At 22.1% G+C, this 19,066-nt stretch carries 24 protein-coding genes; 10 read left to right on the top strand and 14 right to left on the bottom strand.

The features are described 5' to 3' along the window. From SPIRDC1_RS04115 to SPIRDC1_RS04080, 8 genes are all read left to right on the top strand, one after another. The gene (locus tag SPIRDC1_RS04115; protein ID WP_174480676.1) at positions 1–489 is read left to right on the top strand and encodes a hypothetical protein; all 489 of its coding nucleotides are present in this window, start codon (positions 1–3) and stop codon (positions 487–489) included. 4 nt (positions 490–493) lie between these two features. Continuing rightward, the gene (locus tag SPIRDC1_RS04110; RefSeq protein WP_174480675.1) at positions 494–1,684 is read left to right on the top strand and encodes a hypothetical protein; all 1,191 of its coding nucleotides are present in this window, start codon (positions 494–496) and stop codon (positions 1,682–1,684) included. Between the two features lie 153 nt (positions 1,685–1,837). Then, positions 1,838–2,473, top strand: a complete 636-nt coding sequence (locus SPIRDC1_RS04105) for a hypothetical protein (protein ID WP_174480674.1) — start codon at positions 1,838–1,840, stop codon at positions 2,471–2,473. Beyond that, positions 2,439–4,268, top strand: a complete 1,830-nt coding sequence (locus tag SPIRDC1_RS04100; RefSeq protein WP_174480673.1) for a hypothetical protein — start codon at positions 2,439–2,441, stop codon at positions 4,266–4,268. Before SPIRDC1_RS04105 ends, SPIRDC1_RS04100 begins: the two co-directional genes overlap by 35 nt. 93 nt (positions 4,269–4,361) lie before the next feature. Then, positions 4,362–5,765: hypothetical protein (locus SPIRDC1_RS04095; protein ID WP_233214980.1), on the top strand; the 1,404-nt coding region annotated here is incomplete at its 5' end. Position 5,766: 1 nt separating this feature from the next. Continuing rightward, a complete protein-coding gene (locus SPIRDC1_RS04090; RefSeq protein ID WP_174480671.1) occupies positions 5,767–7,152 on the top strand; it encodes a hypothetical protein in 1,386 nt (461 codons plus the stop codon). Beyond that, positions 7,064–10,015 (top strand): hypothetical protein, encoded by a 2,952-nt coding sequence (locus SPIRDC1_RS04085; protein ID WP_174480670.1) that lies wholly within the window; start codon positions 7,064–7,066, stop codon positions 10,013–10,015. Before SPIRDC1_RS04090 ends, SPIRDC1_RS04085 begins: the two co-directional genes overlap by 89 nt. A gap of 624 nt (positions 10,016–10,639) precedes the next feature. Next, positions 10,640–11,098 carry a hypothetical protein gene (locus SPIRDC1_RS04080; protein ID WP_174480669.1) on the top strand — a complete coding sequence of 153 codons (459 nt, stop codon included), beginning with the start codon at positions 10,640–10,642 and terminating at the stop codon, positions 11,096–11,098. Positions 11,099–11,173: 75 nt separating this feature from the next. On the opposite strand, the gene SPIRDC1_RS04075 is transcribed toward SPIRDC1_RS04080, so the two are convergent. The 14 genes from SPIRDC1_RS04075 to SPIRDC1_RS04020 all read right to left on the bottom strand — a co-directional run bounded on the left by SPIRDC1_RS04075 (position 11,174) and on the right by SPIRDC1_RS04020 (position 16,332). Then, complete coding sequence (locus SPIRDC1_RS04075; protein ID WP_174479940.1) at positions 11,174–12,412, bottom strand: IS256 family transposase; 1,239 nt, start codon at positions 12,410–12,412, stop codon at positions 11,174–11,176. Positions 12,413–12,470: 58 nt separating this feature from the next. After that, positions 12,471–12,683: a hypothetical protein gene (locus tag SPIRDC1_RS04070; protein WP_174480668.1), complete on the bottom strand. Its 213-nt coding sequence runs from the start codon at positions 12,681–12,683 to the stop codon at positions 12,471–12,473. Continuing rightward, positions 12,683–12,910: a hypothetical protein gene (locus tag SPIRDC1_RS04065; protein WP_174480667.1), complete on the bottom strand. Its 228-nt coding sequence runs from the start codon at positions 12,908–12,910 to the stop codon at positions 12,683–12,685. The genes SPIRDC1_RS04070 and SPIRDC1_RS04065 overlap by 1 nt, the downstream gene beginning before the upstream one ends. 21 nt (positions 12,911–12,931) lie before the next feature. Then, on the bottom strand, positions 12,932–13,204 hold the full coding sequence (locus tag SPIRDC1_RS04060) for a hypothetical protein (protein ID WP_174480666.1): 273 nt from the start codon (positions 13,202–13,204) through the stop codon (positions 12,932–12,934). Positions 13,205–13,206: 2 nt separating this feature from the next. Next, positions 13,207–13,401, bottom strand: coding sequence for a hypothetical protein (locus SPIRDC1_RS04055; RefSeq protein WP_174480665.1), 195 nt, complete (start codon positions 13,399–13,401; stop codon positions 13,207–13,209). Then, positions 13,401–13,526 (bottom strand): hypothetical protein, encoded by a 126-nt coding sequence (locus SPIRDC1_RS10255; protein ID WP_255495912.1) that lies wholly within the window; start codon positions 13,524–13,526, stop codon positions 13,401–13,403. The genes SPIRDC1_RS04055 and SPIRDC1_RS10255 overlap by 1 nt, the downstream gene beginning before the upstream one ends. Continuing rightward, on the bottom strand, positions 13,526–14,017 hold the full coding sequence (locus SPIRDC1_RS04050) for a RuvC family protein (RefSeq protein WP_174480664.1): 492 nt from the start codon (positions 14,015–14,017) through the stop codon (positions 13,526–13,528). The genes SPIRDC1_RS10255 and SPIRDC1_RS04050 overlap by 1 nt, the downstream gene beginning before the upstream one ends. Continuing rightward, complete coding sequence (locus tag SPIRDC1_RS04045; protein ID WP_174480663.1) at positions 14,010–14,738, bottom strand: ERF family protein; 729 nt, start codon at positions 14,736–14,738, stop codon at positions 14,010–14,012. The genes SPIRDC1_RS04050 and SPIRDC1_RS04045 overlap by 8 nt, the downstream gene beginning before the upstream one ends. Beyond that, positions 14,731–14,919, bottom strand: coding sequence for a hypothetical protein (locus SPIRDC1_RS04040; protein ID WP_174480662.1), 189 nt, complete (start codon positions 14,917–14,919; stop codon positions 14,731–14,733). Before SPIRDC1_RS04040 ends, SPIRDC1_RS04045 begins: the two co-directional genes overlap by 8 nt. A gap of 121 nt (positions 14,920–15,040) precedes the next feature. Continuing rightward, the gene (locus SPIRDC1_RS10250; RefSeq protein ID WP_255495911.1) at positions 15,041–15,169 is read right to left on the bottom strand and encodes a hypothetical protein; all 129 of its coding nucleotides are present in this window, start codon (positions 15,167–15,169) and stop codon (positions 15,041–15,043) included. A gap of 3 nt (positions 15,170–15,172) precedes the next feature. Beyond that, the gene (locus SPIRDC1_RS04035; protein ID WP_174480661.1) at positions 15,173–15,355 is read right to left on the bottom strand and encodes a hypothetical protein; all 183 of its coding nucleotides are present in this window, start codon (positions 15,353–15,355) and stop codon (positions 15,173–15,175) included. Further along, positions 15,345–15,497: a hypothetical protein gene (locus SPIRDC1_RS04030; RefSeq protein WP_174480660.1), complete on the bottom strand. Its 153-nt coding sequence runs from the start codon at positions 15,495–15,497 to the stop codon at positions 15,345–15,347. The genes SPIRDC1_RS04035 and SPIRDC1_RS04030 overlap by 11 nt, the downstream gene beginning before the upstream one ends. 18 nt (positions 15,498–15,515) lie before the next feature. Then, positions 15,516–15,713: a hypothetical protein gene (locus SPIRDC1_RS04025; protein WP_174480659.1), complete on the bottom strand. Its 198-nt coding sequence runs from the start codon at positions 15,711–15,713 to the stop codon at positions 15,516–15,518. Positions 15,714–15,843: 130 nt separating this feature from the next. After that, positions 15,844–16,332 (bottom strand): hypothetical protein, encoded by a 489-nt coding sequence (locus tag SPIRDC1_RS04020; RefSeq protein ID WP_174480658.1) that lies wholly within the window; start codon positions 16,330–16,332, stop codon positions 15,844–15,846. Between the two features lie 399 nt (positions 16,333–16,731). On the opposite strand from SPIRDC1_RS04020, the gene SPIRDC1_RS04015 reads away from it, so the two are divergent. Both SPIRDC1_RS04015 and SPIRDC1_RS04010 read left to right on the top strand, forming a co-directional pair. Next, positions 16,732–17,916 (top strand): hypothetical protein, encoded by a 1,185-nt coding sequence (locus SPIRDC1_RS04015; RefSeq protein WP_174480657.1) that lies wholly within the window; start codon positions 16,732–16,734, stop codon positions 17,914–17,916. Between the two features lie 125 nt (positions 17,917–18,041). Beyond that, positions 18,042–18,884 carry a hypothetical protein gene (locus SPIRDC1_RS04010; RefSeq protein WP_174480656.1) on the top strand — a complete coding sequence of 281 codons (843 nt, stop codon included), beginning with the start codon at positions 18,042–18,044 and terminating at the stop codon, positions 18,882–18,884. Positions 18,885–19,066: the final 182 nt, after the last annotated feature.

Raw genomic sequence — 19,066 nt, 5'->3', positions numbered from 1 at the left:
ATGTTAAATGAAAATGAAATGAAAGGAAGTAATACTATGGAAGAAAAAAAAGATGAACAAGAAAGTGTAGAAAAAAAGGAAGAAAATGTAACAAAATCAGAAGAAAGTGTAGAAAAAGAACCAGAAACTGAAGAATCTAAAGAACCAACTTTAGAAGATAAATATAAAGAATTAGAAAGTAGAAATAAAGAATTAGAAGAAAAATATAATGCTTTATATAAAGAAAAAACTGATAAAGATAGAGAAATTAGACATTCAGAAAGTTATAAAAAATATGATTTATCACAAGAAAATATTAATTTATTAAAAAGATATCTTGGAGATAAAGAAGATATTGAAGAAGAATTATCATTATTAAATAAAGATTTTCCACATTTATTTAATAAAAATAAAGATACAAATATTAGTAATTCTTTAGATATAAAAGATAAATTTAAAGAAAAAAAAGAAGATGAAGTAGATACTAGAAAAATAGGAATGGTAGGTTAAAAATATGGCAATTATTACAACACAATCAACAACAATTAATGACCCAAGTAATCCAACTGGTAAATTAGATTTATCAGTTAAATATATTAAAAATTTAAAAGTTTTATTATCAAAAAGAGTTGCATTAATTAATGCTACAGTAGAAAATAGAGAACAATTAGATGCTGGTACTGCTATTTATAATATTACTAAAAAAAATCTTACAGATGATTATAATGCTGGTGCTGGTGCTAATGATTTAACAGCCACAAGAGTTGAACAAATTTTATTAGATAAAAAGAAACAAATTGTTTTTGAAGAAGAAACATTAGATTTAAAAAGATTAGGTGCAAGATATGAAGATGGTAATGTTCTTGTATCAGATAGTTTAGCATCTAGTTGAATTGATGCAAAAGCAAAAACAGTAGAAACTTATTTAGTAGCAAAATTATTATCATTAGCAGTTAAAACAGCAAAAGATAATGAAATTATTAAAATTGCATTACCAAGTAATCCAAAAATAGATGATTATAGAATGTTATTATGATTAAAAATATCAAATACATTAGCAACATTAAAAGCAAGAATTACTGATGAATATATTGGTACAGATGAAGAAGATTATACATTATGAGTATCTAGTTTTTTTAAACCATTAGTATTATTATCAACAACTACATTAGGTAGTGATAGTGCAAGTCAAGCATTAAAAGATGGTAAAATTGTAGAAATTGGTGGTATTAAAATTGTAGAATGTCCTTGATTAGGTAGAAATTATCCCGCTGGAGTTATTGATAAAAAAGAAGGATTTAATTTTTTAGGATGTGATGCTGTATTAGTTCATAAAGAAGCATTAGCATTTCCATTTAATCGTGGTCAAGATAATATTTTTGTTTTACAAACTAATGGTAATATTAAGAATTTTCATAAGTTTTTAGTTTCAGAAGGTAAAGCATTACGTCCAGATTTAGTTAAAGGATTTACAGTTACTTCAAGTATAGATATTGCAACAGCAATTGAATTTACTAATTTAGGAAAAATAACTATGGCTGGTGCTACACCAACTGCTGATGAAGTAGAAGCAGGAGTTATTGCTAAAAATCCTAATTATGTTAAAGGTAATGCTAATTTTTCAAATTTAACAGCAACAAGTGCTAATGTTGAAGGTAAAACTTTATATGATGGTTCTTTACAAGTAACTTTTACAAAGAAGTAATTTAAATGCCTATTATATTATTATTAAAAATAATATTAGAAACTGCTGTTAGTGATATACAAACTGCTGAATTAATAGAAAAATTTAAAAAAAAATAATTCATTATTTAATAGTTTTTTAAAAAATCCAGCAGGAATATTAAAAAATCAATTAATGTCAAAAGTATTAGGACAAGGTAAATCTCAAAAAGAATTATCAGAATTTCAACAAGTTTTACAAAAATTAACTAATTTACCAGTAATTCATAAAAAAATAATGACACATATTACTAATAATAATATTGCAAAATTACAACATATTCAAAAACAATATTTAACTGGTAAAGGATTAATGCAAAAAGGTAAAGAAATAATAATGAATGCTATTAATGAAAATTTTGCTGATAGTGTTATTGGAGTTTATATTAATCTTTCTAGTAGTGCATTAGCGGGTGGTATATGAACTCCAGTAATACAACAACAATCTGGTACTTATGGTATTGCTACATTAACTTATAGAACTAATTTATCTAAAAGTTATGATTATTTTATGGTCACAAGAGAAACTTGAATTGATATGTGTAAAGCAAAAAGTATGTATGGTACTGGTGCTAATAGTGTATTTATTAGAGAATATGCCAATGGTGGTTTATCTAAAACTGATAGAGAAAAAAGAGTTAGAACTAATGTTAAAAATATGAATAAAAAAGTTACTCAACAAGGAAAATATAAATCTGTTATTGGTGTAGTTAATAAATCACAAGCAGTACAAGGATATGGAAGGTATAAAGATTATGGAAAACAAAAATAATATTGATTGAAATGTAAATTTAAATTATATTACAAAAGATGATTTAAAAACTATATATGGTTTTATACCAGATGCTGACCAAACTACTAGTGATGAAAATAAAACTAATTTAACTGTTATGGCAATTGCTATTAGTAGTGAAAGAATTAATACTATTACTGGTAATCAAATTGAAGTAATAGGATTTAAAAATCTTAATGAAACTCAACAACAATTAGTTAAAAGAGCAACAGCAAGAATGACTATATATTATTTAACTGATGGAATGGCCTTTATAAGAAGTTCAGTATCTATTAGTGGTAATGGTTTATCAAGTAGTATTAGTCCACCAAGTGAACCAGATTATGTTTTAATGGAAGTATATAATTTATTACAACAAGCAAATTTACATACTTCAAGAAAAGCAATTAATAATCCTATTTCATGTAATACAGATAATTTTAATACACCTAATATTTTTGATGAAAGTGATACTAGAGTTATAACTTGAGATTCTGGAAATAAAACATTTTTACAAAAAATGAGTTTAATTGAAGGTACTGGTATAAAAATTGATGATATTACTGATACTATACCTAAATTAAAAATTCATGTTGATAGTAATATTGATTCATTATGAGAACTTGATAAAGATAATCCTAATTTTATTAAACCAAAAGATGATAAAGGTATTGATGTTAATGGTAGAAGAATTATTGATGTTGGTACACCTACATTTTTAAGTGATGCTACAACTAAAGTATATGTTGATAATTTATTAGATAAAAAACAAGATAAATTAATTGCTGGTGAAAATATTACTATTGATAAAGAAACTAATACTATTAGTGCTACTGGTGGTAGTAGTGAATCATTATGAGAAGTAGACCCTAATAGTCCAAATATTATTCAACCTAAAGAAAAAAGAATTATTACTTCAAATAATTCTAGAATTGTTGATATAGGTGAACCAGAACAAGAAAAAGATGCAACTACAAAACAATATGTTGATAATTTATTAGATAAAAAGCAAGATAAAGAAAAGTGATTAATAGTTGCTACAAGTGTTATAAATGGAGTTAATCAAACTATTACATATGATTGTAAAGAAAATAAAAGATATCGTATATGATTTAATTATGGTATTAGAAGACAAACATTAATATTATCTGATATTTATATTTATGAAGAATTTATTTATTCAAAAGGAAGTAATACTGAATTAACATTTGATATAAATCATTCTCAACCTTATTTAATTTGTAATAGAACAAATACTCCAATATTTACTTGATTAGCTGGAAATACAAGAAACGGTAATTTATGAAAATTAGAAGAATTAGAAGAAAATAATGAAAATATTTATAAAATTACTAGTAATACATTAAATATTATTTCACCAAATAAAATTAATATGAATAAACCAATAAAAATTATTTCTAATAATTTAGAAACAAATGAAATTGAAGAAAATTGTTGAGATATTGAATTAAAAAATAATCCAATTCCAAGTATTCGAAAATGAAAAGAAGTAGGAACAAAAATTAATATAAATCATATTAAATATACTTTTAAATCAAATACTAAATATAAAATTTATTATAATTTTGAAAGTCAATCAAGTAATAAAAAATTTGCTTTTATGTGTAAAGAATTTTTATATGGTGAGTTAAATAAAGAGGTTCAAACTTTGGATTGAGATAAAGTTAATGATAGAATAATAATTTCTTTACAAATGCAAAATGATACCATTGCTATCGTTAGTGACCCTACAAGATTTGGCCAACTTTTAAAATTAGAAGAATTACAGGAATAATATTATGTTTTTTAAAATTATAAAGATTATTTTAGGTTTAATAGGAGTTTTATTATCTTCTGCGGTTGCTGGTTTAATTATATTCATTATTGNGCAATGATATTACCAGTATTATTTGCAGTAGCAATTAAATTAAATAAAAAAGTTGCTATTTATGGTTTTAGAAAACTTAATAAAGATATTAATGATATGGTTAAAGAAATATATGAAGCATTTATATCTGCTGGATTTCAAGATTATAAAGATTTTACTTTAAAATATCCAAATAAACAAGCAGATTTTCGTTTTAAAGGTAGTAAATCATTTATTAGAGTTATGGGTGTGTATAGTAATAGTAATGATAGAATACCATTAAAAGGCCTTTCTCGTAGTGAAATAAAAGGATTTGATTTATCAATAGAATGAGAAGAAGAAGCAAATGAATTTACACAACAAGAATTTCAAGCAATTACATTTGCTATTGGTAATGCTAAAAAAAGAATTAAAATAACAACTTGTAATCCAGATAATATATATCAATATCATATTAATTATATGAATGAACGTGTACCTTATAATTTAGAAATAATGAAAGTAAAAAATGAACAAATAAAATCTATTATTGATAATAATAAATTTAAATTATTTCATTATAGTAATTGAAAATTAAATAAACATAATTTATCACAAGATATAATTAATGATTTAGAAGAATTAAAAGTATTAGACTCTATAAAAGCACAAAGTTGATATTATGGAGTTCCTAGTGTTTTACAAGGTGCTATATTTGCAAGATATTTAGATAAAGTAAATACTAAATTAGATTTTCAAGTACAAAGATTAAGTGGTGGTTTAGATATAGGTATGGCAACAAGTAGTAGTGGTCATCCTACTGCTGCTTCATTATGATTTATTGGTGAAAATTATAATGGAAGAAGAGCGCATAAAGTAAGTGAATTTTATCATAGTAATGCTAATATTAATGGTCAACCAGCAATGCATTTTAAAAATACTTATGAATTAGCAAATAGTATTATTGATTATTATTTAATTGAAGCACAAAAATATTTTGCTATGTTTAAAGGTTTTACTTGTTATGTTGATTATGGTAATGGTGGTCAAGCATTTATTGATGTTTTAAATGTGGAAAAAAATAAAAGAAATATGAGTTGATTAAATTTTGAACCAGTAGATAAATCAGTAATGTATTTAAAAGATAGAATTGATTTTACTACTACTGGATTAATTAAAAATATATTAAGTTATGATTGAAATAATTGTCAAGAAACTAAAAGACAATATAGTTTAATTCAATGATTATCTAAATCTAAAATAGAAAATTCAAATAATGAACCTAAAATGTTAGATTTATATGATGATACTTGAGATAGTGATTGTTATGCATTAATGAATGATATGAAATGATTAATTGAACAAATAAATAATGAATTATTAATTAATAAAACTAAATTTGAATTTGGTAAACAATATAGTTTTATTAATAATAAGGAGTGATAATATGAATTATAGTCCAACAGAATATTTTAGTATACATGAAGATACTTGAGAATTAGATATACCTAGAATTATTGCAAATAAAAGTACAATGTTATGATTAGGTAAAGGTTTATTATTTAAAAGTGAAAATAAAGAATTATTAAATTTTTTAAATAAATTAAAAGATAAAGATAAATGAAATGAAAAATTATATCAATTTGGTATTCAAAATTCATTATTAGGTAAATGTTTTTTAATATGAATGTTAACTAAAAATGGTGAATTAAGTTTAACTTTACCAAGTCCAAGTTTTATGTCACGTGTTGCTAAATTTAATGAACAAGAACAATCAGCAGAATTATTTTTTATGAATGAACAAAGTGATAATGGTAGTTTAACATGAGTAACAATAGAAAATTCAAAAGTAAAAGTTGAAATATTTAATGGTAATAGAGAGATTTTATTAGGTAGTACAAAATCAAAAATTAAACCAGAAAGTCAATTAAAAGAAAAATATGAATTAAAAAATCCATTTGGTTATTTACCAATTGTTGAAATTACAAATTTACCACAAATTCATTTTTATGGTAATAGTACACAAATGAATGCATATCCAGATTGTGCACCAGTATGAAATTTAATATGAGATTTACAACATATTATTAAACAAAAAAGAAAAGAAAGAATATTAAATTTAACTAGATTTTATGGAATTATTGATAATGAAAAATTTAAAGCTTTAAATTTAAGTGATGATTTTCAATCAATTATTAAAGACGCATTTTTAAATATTACTACTGCAAATTATGTAAAAGGTGGTAATGGTGGAGTTGATATTGTACAAGGTAATCCAAAATTTGGTGAATATTGACTTGATTATAATGGTACAGCAAAACAAATATTTAATGGTGCTGGTTATGATTATGATGAATTTAATGGTATTAATTATGAAAATAAAACTAAAACATTAATGAATAATAAATTTGATATGCAAACAACAGAAGTAAAAATAACACATTATACAACTTATTTATATAGAATGTTTGATATGTTAGTAACTTCTTCTAAAGATGAAAATGGAAAAGTATATTGAAATGGTAAAGGTGAAAGGCCTTATAGTTTTGAATTTATACCAATTGCTATGGTTGACCAATTAGTACAAGATGAATTAATTAATAGTAGATTAAATAATGGAACAATGTCAATAGTTGAAGCAATTAGTTTATATGAAAATATTGATACATTAATGGCAAAACAAAAATTAGAACATATTATTAATGAAAATAAATTTTTAAATAAAAATTTAGGAGATAATACAAATGATAATGAACAACGCAGTAAGAATTCAATTAATGAAACAAGCACATCTAGCATTAAAGCAAACTCAACAATTAATAAAGAGATGTAGTTATTGAAAAATATTTCCATTTATTATTAATAATGGTGCTATACCTTTAACTGAAACTGGATATAAACCTATTAATAGTAAAATAAGTGATTTTGGTCAATATGAATTAATATTAACTGGTACTACTCCAGTTGTATGTATTTGAAAAAATAGTACAAAAATATCTCAAAAAAATAAAGGTAAAATTAATGAAGAAATACATAAAGTTAATGGTCAAGATGAATTTTATACAAAAAAATATAAAATTGGTGATTATTGAAATGCTTATTTAATTGATGATACAAGTGGTGTTGATTTTAGTAATTTACCAAATAATCAAATATTTAAAACAGTACAAACTAAAAGACAATATACTTTAGTAATGTTTGAAGAACATATTACAATTGATGATTATTTACAATTTTTTGTTGTATTTAATGATGAAAATGAAAATATTGGTGGTAATAGTGGTAAAAATCAAGATAGACAATTATTATATATTTCAAATGTAACAAATTATTATAGTCCTTATAATGGTGCATTTAGTATGCAAGTATTAACTTTTAGTAGTTTAAATGATAGAGTAGTTGCAAGTGGTCAAAATACACTTGATTTTGTACAATATGCTTCACCAGGTAGTGGTTATGCTTTTCCTACTATTCAACAAGGAAAAGTAACATTAAATCGTACTTTAATGCGTGATATAGGAGTAAGATATAGTCATAGACAAAGTTATGGATTAGAATTATTAACAAGTTGTTATTATTATGGTAGACCAATAATTCAAGGTCAAGAACCAATTCAACAAAATAATGAAGAAATATTTGAAAGTAAAGTATTTGCTTCAAGAAGATTATTTATTGCTGGTAATAATGAAAAATCTACAACTAATATTAAAAATAATGGTGGTTTACTTGCTGGTATAAATGATAAAATAACTACAAGTAGTCATCCAGAAACAACATTTTATAATATTATGGATGCTAAACCAACTGGATTTACTCATTATGATACATGACAAAAATTTTTAGAAGCAAGAAAATTTGATATGTTAGCTCAAAAAGATTTTCAAGGTATATTAACATGTAATAAACAATTAGCAATAAATAGTAATGGTGATGCTATTGGTAAAGCAAAGTTTTTTTGAGATAGTGAATGAAATATAAATAATTTACAAGGTGAATATAATGTTGATATGTCAAGTAATTTTAAATATAAAGACCCAGATACTGGATTAGTTATTGGTTCACCAACTGTTGATTATAAAAAAATATCACAAAAGTATATGTCAGCAATATTAAATTTTAATAGTGTAGTATTTAGTTCATTAATTCAAATGCCTTATGATAGTGTACAATGATTACCATTTGCTTTAAGTTCAATTCCATTAGTAGGTAAATTATTAAATGCTTTAACATTAGGTATACCAGTAGGATTTATTATCACTCAAAATTCTCAACAATATAAAAATATGCCATTTTTTAATGGATTTATGTCAGCATTCTTTGCAAGTAATTTAAGTTCAATTATTGGTAATAATGATAATAATTGATTTATACCTTTAAATGTATTTAGTAATTCAAGTGAGTTTGCATTAGGTAAAATGTTAGGTTCACATGTTAGTACAACTGCTATGACTATGAAATTAAGTGATAGAGTATCAGTTTATCCATGAGACCCTAGTTCTGGTAAGAAATTAACTGTAAAAGAACAAATAAGTACCGTTGATTTATCACAAAAGAAAAATAATAAAGTATATATTTTAGCAGAAGATACTGAGTTTTTAGATATAGCAAGTCCTTTTACAAATGAAGATAAAGATTGTCAATGAAATCCAAGTGCAAATGGAGTTATTGATGGTTCAAATTATGCTTATATTATTGATACAATTGTAACTCAATCATTACATCAAGGTGAAGAAAGACATACATTTTATAGTGATAATCCATTTACTTATCAAGGTGATTATAATGAAATATCAGTTGCTCAATTTCGTTATAATAATATGGGTTATTTAACTGGTAATGCTTTTAATTGAACAACTTTATATAAATTAAATCATGATGAATATGAAGAAACTGAAGAAACTACTTTTAGTTATCCAGCAAAAATATTACCACCAAGTCCACAAAATATAGCAAAAACAATAATTATTAATCCAGATTTAAAAATAGAAATGACAGCAAACGATGTATCATTAATAAAAAAAGGATTTAATAATATAAAAGAATGAGAAGAAAAAAATATAAGTAAATTTGATAAATATGAAATAGATTTAAATTCATTATTAGACCCTACATTATTAATTAATACATTTAATCATTTAAAAAGATTTTACAAAAGCATAACAATACATTATAGCTATAAATTTGAAACAATAGCAAATTCAAAAAGTTCTGATTTAAATATCATTGATATTAATAACGAAACTTTTAAACCATCAAAAGAAGTAAAAAATACAAGTATAACTATTGATTTAAAAGATTTAAAAATAAATAAAAACAATTTTCCAGAATCTGAATTTTTTAGTAAGTTTGGTACAATTGCTCCTAATGAAGTTAATGATTATTTTGCAAATGCTTATTATAAAAGTATTAACAATTATAATATTTTTAATTCATATTCTTTCTGTAATTATGAATTTGATTTAAAAATTAAAAAGTCTTATAATTCTTATGAACAAAAAATAAATAATGATTATCCTATAGTATTTAGTATAGTTAATAACTCTGAAAAATTAAATTGAACTATTTATTTGCAAGGAAATTTAGGTAAAATAGAATATACTAATTCTGCACAAAGAGAACCTGATAAAAGTTGAGCATATAGATATATATCAAATATTAAATCTAATATTTATAAAATAGTTTTAAATTCAAGATAATTTGGTAGAATTAAAATATGATTAATTTTTAGGAAGTGAGTAAGCATGTATTTTTTAAATCGTAATGAATTTTGACCATGATGAGATAATTTTATTAATTCTCCTTATACATTTTCAATTGCCTTGTCTCTGACATTTTTGTTTTTAATGTTTGTACCATACAAATTATTTATTCGTTTTTGTGGTAATAAAAATATTAAAAACTATATATATATATATACTACTTTAACTTTTTTCCTTATATGTCCTTTACTTTTTTATTTTTTTAATAATAATTTGAATATAAAAAGTGTTTATTATATTTTTATTATTTTTGGATGTATTGAGTTATTATATTTTTATTTTATTCCAATAATTTTAAAATTAATTAAAAAATATCCAAAATTAAAATCTATTTTTAAATTCAAAAGAAAACATAATCAAAATAATATTTCTTCAAAATCTTAAATATTAATGTATAAATATGAAAATGTTTACCTAATTGGTAAGTATAATAATTCTCACTGTATACGATTGTTAGGCTAGCACCTAATTAAAAAGTTACCAATATGGTAACTTTTTTATATATTCTGTTATTATAAAAATATATTATATTAAATTAATAATAAAATAAAGGAATTAAATATGTCATCATTGATTGATAAATCATTCAAACCTACATTAGAATGAAATAATAATTTTAAAAAATTAAAAAAATTATCAAAAAAAATTGCTAAGTTAAAATATAAATATAATGAAAATAAAATAAAATTAATAAAATGTAGTTTTTGTTGAAATAATATTGAACCTGCTTTAAAAGAAATACTATCTAATTTAGATAAATTTCTAAATAAAAAAAGTGGTCTTATAAATGATATGATTAGTTATAAAATAGAAAATGACATGAATTTCATAAATAAAAAAAATCAATATGATAAAATCATTATTAAATTAAAAAATCAAGAAGAAAATTTAATGAAAGGATTAATTGCAAATACATGTAGTTTTAAACACAAAATAGTTCAAAAAAAATGAAAAAAATGAAATTTTTTAATAAATGAATATCAAAAAATAGTTAATAAAACTAATATAAATTTAAAATAAAAAATGCCTTTTATAAAGCATTTTTCAATTTAATGAGGCTTTTTAGTAATCTGTGTTTCTTTGTTTTACAAAGTACTAGTTCAGATTAATTCTGTCTTCAAATTTTATCATAAAATGAGCAATTGCTGTATTTCAATTTTGAATAGGCAATGTTCATTTTTTTGTGATATTTTCAATTGCTAAGTAAAAAATTTTAAAAACTGCCATATCATTAGGAAAAACTTTTTTATTTCTAATAACTTTTCGTAATTGGCTATTAACAGATTCAATAGCATTTGTAGTATAAATTACCCTTTTAATTTCTGCTGGATAACTAATAAAAACCATTAAATTTTCTCAATTTTTATATCAAGATTTAGCAATTTGTGGATATTGTTTATTTCATTTACTTTCAAATGATTCTAAAGCTTGCATTGCTTGTTCTTCACTACATGCTGTATAAATTGGCTTTAAATCGATAACTAGAGACTTTCGATGTTTGTATGAAACATATTTTAAGCTATTTCTAATTTGATGAACTATGCATAATTGATGTTCAGTTTTAGGATAAACTGATTGTATTGCCTCTGACATGCCTGTTAAATTATCACTACAAGCAATAAGAATATCATTTAAGCCTCGATTTTTCATTTCTGTAAAATTATTTAATCAGAATTTAGCACCTTCATTTTCACTAATTCATAAACCTAAAACATCTTTTTTACCTTCTAAATCAACTCCTAAAGCTATATAAACTGATTTGTTAATAATACGTTTATCCTGACGTACTTTAACTACGATACAATCAAAATAAATGATTGGATAAACACTATCTAATGGACGATTTTGCCATGCTTTGACATCATCAATGACATCATCAGTAATTTGACTAATTACGCTTTCGCTAATATCTGCGCCATCATATAACTCTTGCAACTGCATTCTAATATCTGATAAAGTCATACCTTTTGCATATAGTGAAAGAACTTGTTGATCAAAACCATCAAATCTTCTCTGTCTTTTTGTGATTATTACTGGTTCAAAATTACTATTACGATCTCTTGGTACATCAATTTCAATTTTACCTTGTTGAGTTATTAATTTTTTTGATGTTGTACCATTACGAACATTGTCATTATTACTGCGTTGATTTCTTTCGTGTCCTAAATAATTTTGCATCTCAGAATTCAACATTTTTTCTACCAATCGTTTAGTTAATTCTTTATATAAGCCTCCCTCTTTAAAAACTGTTGTTAAATCCTCAGTATTTTCTAATAATAAATCTACTGCTTTTGATATTGGATCATTGTTATTAAGATTATCTTTTTTAGCCATCTGTAACTCACTCTTTCTAGATATATAAATTATATTTACTAGAATTAATTAAACATAGTTATTTTTGTAAGTCACACAGATTACTAAACATTCCCAATTTAATTAATTCTAATTGTAAATCTGTATTTTCTTTTTCTTGCATAACACCATAATGATATTTTTTATCAATTATTTCTTTTAGTATTTTTATTGAATTATTATCTTTTAAATTATTATCTAAAATATTAATTAAATCTTCTAGAGTAATAGCAATTAGTATTTTATTTTCCATTATTTATGTTCTTCTTTATTATGTTTTATAGAAATATTACAAATTAAATCTTCTTGTACTTTAAACATTCTTAAAATAGTATTTATAATTTCATAATCAATTTTATTTATATAATTATTATTTTTTAAATTATTTATGATTTTAATTCCATCATTATATAAATTTTCAATATCATTTTTATATTTAGTAATATTATTAATATTTATAATTTTTTCTTTAGTTTTCATTATTTACTCCTTTTTTATAATTTAATCTTTCTTCTTTTGTATCTGGAAATAATCTGGAAAATGATTATAATTTTGCATTAATTGATTATCTAATTTAATAAATACCATAATTTCATTTGGATATTGTTTATATGATAATACTTTTCAGTCTGCTAATTCATAACCTAATAAAGTACGGTCATCATCTAATTCACTACTTCCACCATTTCATGAAAAATATATTTCTTTATCTTCAGTAAATATTTTAAAAACATTATATTTATCACTATATTTTAAAAAGTCTCATAAATTCATATTTACTCCTTATTTTTAAATTCATTTTTAATTTCTTTTATTTTATTTTTAAATTGTTTTTTATGAAAATAACACATATTAAAAAATTGAACAGCACTATCTTCAATATTTCCAATTTTTAAAGTAACTAATACTTTACTATTACAATCTTTAACAATACATTTTAATAATACTTTTTCTTCTTTTTGTTTTTGCATTAATCTATTCTTCTTTCATATATATTTGCTTTTATCATTTCTTTTATAATATCTAATAAAGTATTAATTTGATAATCATATAATTCAAATTCATGATTTTTAATTTTAATTTTTTCTTTTTTCATTATTTATTCTCCTTATTTAAATAATATCAACCAATTAATAAACTATCTGCTTCATCATGATTTGATATTGTTATATTTCAACCTTGTTCTTGAATTACTTGATTAGCTAATTTTAATGATAATTCTTTATCTCATTTTTTATCTTTTGCATATCAAAATATTTTTACATATCATTTCTTTCATTCACTAGGACTAATAAGCATATCTTTTGTTATTAATTTATTAAATTGTCCAGCAATAAAACCACGTAAATGTTCTTGTGTTTCATAACCAATTCCATTTTTACTATGAAAAGTACCACGTTCAATAATTAAATCAAAATCTTCAAGAAAACAATAATCATCAATTTTATCTTCAATTTCATTAAAAAATTTACAATTATCATATTTTTTAAAATCATAGCTATTTATTCAAATTGGTTTTTTATTTTCTCATAAAGTAAATCCAGTATTTTTAATACTTGGGTCAATTGAAAGTAAATAATTATTCATAATTTCTATACTCATTTTTATTATTATTTTTTAAATTTTTAAATCTTTCACGAATTTCTTTAAATTTATCAAATAATACTTTTAAATAATTTTCACCCATTAATATTAAAAAATCTTTATTATTACTTGGATTTAATCTTTCCATATCATCTCTTATACATTCATCAAATAAAACTGTATTTGTAACCATATATTTTTCAAAATAATCTAATTGTTTTTCACTTGGTTCTCATTTTTCATTTTGTATTTTTACATTATTATTAATATAATTATTTTGTTGTTTATTATTATTTTGAATTAAATTAACACTATCATTATCTGGGTCAAGTTCATCTTCACTTAATAAAAGTAAATTCATTAAAAAATATCTATAAGCATAAGTTTCTGCACTACCTTTTGCTTTTGCTATATCTGTATTTTTAGCACAAGCAAGTATATCAAAATATTTTATTTCTTTATCATTATCTAAATCAATAATTGTATATCTTTTAAAATAAGTTATTTCTACTTCTTTAGTATCTAAATAATTTATTTTTCTATCAGTTGTTAATATATCTTCATGTATAATAACAATATTTAATTCTTTACATAATAATTTAAATTTATTAAAAATATCACTTAATAATCAATATTTATAATTTCCAAATTTATTAAAACCATTTTTAGGTGTACTACCAATTTCTAATTGTAATTTAAGTATTTTTTTATATAAATTATTCATTATAATCACTCTTTCTATTTTTTTTAATTGCATTTTTAATTAAATTCTTTACAAAACTATTAATTGTAATATCTTCTTCTAAACACATCTTTTTTAATTCATAATAATCACTTTTATTTAATCTAATATGAATTTGTTTAATAATTAAATCTTCTGGTTTCTTTTTAGGTGCTGCTACCATTTTTATTCACTACTTTCTTTTTTAAAAGCATTTTTAATACTTTCACCATACACACCATTTTCTAAATCATTAAAAAATGTTTGTAAATCATTTGCTCATTGAGGAATATTTGTATTTTTCATTATTCTATAAACTCTCCATCTTCTATTTCTTTTTTTAATCATTTAATATTAATTGCTTCATAATTTTTTTCACTTTCTTCTAAAAATTTAATTAATTTTTCTCTAGAAATATAATTATAATCATCCATGATTTACACTCCTTTAAAATTTTCTAATTGTAATTCATTAATATAATATTCATATAAGTAATCTCAATTATTTGATGTTAAATACATATCTTCTTCAATCATTTCATTAATACATTTATTACAATAATATGTATTTTCAATTTCACTTCATCATATATATTTTTCATTATGTATATTACATTTCATTTTTTTCACCTATTAATTTATAAAAACATTTATTACAAGTTCTATTTGCAAATGATGAATTTTTATGACAAATATCACATGAACCATATACTTTTATTTCATGTTTTAAATACATTCTTTTTTCTTCTTTTAAATTAATCATTTATATTAACTCCTTTAATTAAGAATATTTAGAAGCAATAATTATTAATGTTAAAATCATAATAATTATTCAAATTGTTAAAAATATAATTCTACTTTTTCATGATTTTTTATAAAATTCTTTTTGTTCTTCAATTAATTCAATTTGTTCTTTTAATAATTTATTTTGTAATTCTTTATTATCTTCTTGTATTTCTAAATTATCTATTTCTTCCATTTTTAATCTCTTTCTATAATTTTTAATATTTCTTGTATTTCAATATATTTTTTATTTTTAAGTAATTTTTCATTACATAAATTTTTTATTAATTCTATTTTTTCAACATTTAATAACATATTAATTTCCTTTAATACTTTAAATAAAATATTTTTTCATTATGAGTATTTATATCTTTCATTGGTGTAACAATATAATTTATTGCTAAATCATTATCATTATATGGATTATTTATTTTAAAACTTTTCATATCTTGTTCTCATGTAATGTTATATTTAAAACATTCTTGATTTTTATCATTTGTAAAAATATAATAACCATTATATTCTTCATAAAATTCACAAGATATTAATTCATTTTCATTTGTAGTAATATCTGAAATATTTTTTATATATTTTAAAATATCACTACCTTTAATACTTTCAATATCTTTTGTAATTGATTTTTTACCTAATTTATAATTAAAATCTTCAATTATTTTTAATGTTATTTTTTTATTATTTTGATTAATAATAGTATCTTTAATAGGAAATCATGTTTCATATTCACCAATTTCTAATAACATACCTTTAGTTGTTTCTCTAACTTTATTTTTAATATCTAAATTAACATTAATCATTACAAATCCTTTCTACGTATAAGCCTTATCACCTACAGTGATAAAAGGCTTATATACTACTAACTAAATACTTCTACTACTATACGTATAGGCTTATTGCTACTATAGGTAGCAAAAGCCTTGGGGGTAGGAGGTCTGGAGGGAGGGGGAGAAAAAAATCTTAAATTTTTAAAGACCAGCAGAAAAATTACTATTTGCAAATTCCTATACAATAGCTTTTATAATTTTTATTAAATTTGGAATAATTAATTACTTTAATAAAGTATAGGTTTAATAAAATAATTAATTATAATTGTTCAACAATTAAAAATGAGAGTTTTATCTCTCATTTAAGTTCTTATTAAATCTAACTAACCTTGCAATACGTCCAATTATTTATAAACGAAAGGAAGAAATAAAATGTCAGTACCATTTAATCAAAATTTAGACAATACAGAGAGATTAGTAGAAGCACCAGAATTTATAGAGTTTTTTAAAATTTCAAATAGTCCATGGGCAAACTTTTTTCCTACTGAAATTGTTGATTCAGTAAATATTGAATTTATAGTTAAAAAACCAAAAGATCCAAAAGTTAAAATTATTGCTTGGGATGATAAAAGCAAAAGATATGAATTACCATATGTTGATACAGATAAAATTAGTAAAAAAATAACTAAAAAATATCTTGCAGGAGAAATTATTACAGATGTAGATTTAAAAGCAAATAATGGACAAAATTTATTAGATAGTATGCAATATGAAGTTGCAAATGATTTAGCAGATAAATTGGCAATTGATGATACACAAGCAATTGCAAAATTTGCTACTAAAATAGATATTGAAGATACAACACCAGTAGGTTATTTAAAATCAATGTTATCTGCTTGAAATACTTTGTTTCAATTTAGAAACATTGCAAATAGTAAATTTTTTATTACTAATGGTCTTTATGATAGTTTAGTTTATTTAGCAGATAATAAAGGTTTAATTACCGATAATCAGTTGGCACAACAATTACGTTTAAATGGAAATAATTTATATGTAAAAGGTGTATTATGTGAAATCGTTCTTGATGATTATATGATTTTTACTAATGATAAAAATGAACAACAATTAATGACCTTTATTTTAGCAACACCAAGAGCGATGAAAAGATACATGATAGAAAATACAGTTATTTATGTAGATTTTATTAAAGATGATAAAGCAGGAAGAGCACATAAAGTTGCTGGTGAAGTTGTTGGAGAAGCAATACCATATATTTCTAATAATGAAACAACATCAAGATGAATGTTATGTGGAGTTATTAAAACAGAAAAAACTGATTTAAAAACTAAAATTACAAGTTTAACAACTGATATTACTGCAAATATTAATAACAATAATAGTGAATTAAATACACAAATAAAAAGTACTAATGAACTTAAATCATTAAATCCTAATTTAACAAATCCAACTATTAAATATTTTAGTGATGCACAAGGAAAAACTAATGTAAGTAATCAAAAACAAAAAGCGGGTGACTTATATATAACTATTACTGCAAATGTTAATGATTTAAATTATAAAGGTTCAACAAATCCAATTAAAATAACTCTTAAATAAAGGAAATTAATATCATGCCAATTGGTACAACTAGTACAGCAATACTTTTAAACATAAATAAACCAAAACATACTAGAACAAGTAACCAACAAGAAAATAAAAGTTTTTAATGACAAATTTTAGAAATGATTGGTGTACAAGTTATAGCAGTAGCACTTGCTCCTTTTACTGGTGGATTAAGTGAAAGTGTAGCCCTTGGATTAGGTGCAAGTGATTTAGTTGCTAGTATTAGTGCTGTTGGTGTAGAGTTTTTAACTGATTTTACTATTAATCAAGTTTATGATTATTTAAAAGGAAATGTAACAAAATTAAATACTTTCTTTAATATACTTCCTGCATTTGCTGGACTTAATAAAATTAGTCGTGGTTATCGTACAAGTAAATTTATTAAACTAGCACAAAAAACTAAAACATTAGAACAAGTGGGAATTAAAGAAGCAAAAAATTTACAAGAAATTATTAGTCAAGTAAGTGGAAAAGAAATTTTAACAGATAAAATTATTGGTAATAAACGTTATTTAATGAATTATAGTTTTACTCCTAATCGTGAAACAGTATTACGAGATTTAGGTTATGTTGCTGAAAGACAATATAAAAATAATTTTCAAAAATTAGAAGCACAAGAGTTAAAAGATTACTTATTATTAGAAAATACATTAATAAAACTAAGTCCACAATTAACTCCTAAATTTAAAATTAAAGATATTGAAAAAGCAAATAACTTTTTAAAAAAATTTAATACTGATTTAAAAGAAGTATTAAAAATGAATCAACATGATTGATTAAATTTAGTTCATACAATACATACAGAAAATAGATATGGAAAAACTTTAATTTTAGATTTACAAAAAATTCGTGCTAATGCTATTAAATTTAATTTTAAAAATAATGTTATTCATCAACTTGTTTTAAAAGCAAATCAAACTTTTAAATATTTTGATATTAGATTTTATTTAAAAAAGGTTTAAATAAATTTTGAAAAGATACACCATATTTTGAAAAAATACGAGAAAGTATATATAAATTACAAGAAAAATTTGAAAAGTTAGAAAAACAAGCATTTGAAAAAATTCAGAAATTAAAAGAAAAAGCAACTGATTTATTTACTAGTGCAGAAAAAAGAGCAATTAAACACGCACAAGAGGCTTTT

It is taken from the genome of Spiroplasma endosymbiont of Danaus chrysippus, assembly GCF_902809815.1.
In the GTDB taxonomy this organism is placed as follows: Bacteria; Bacillota_I; Bacilli_A; order Mycoplasmatales; family VBWQ01; genus Spiroplasma_E.
The sequence above is the reverse complement of the archived record's forward strand: the minus strand, read 5'-3'. Positions and strand labels throughout refer to the sequence as shown.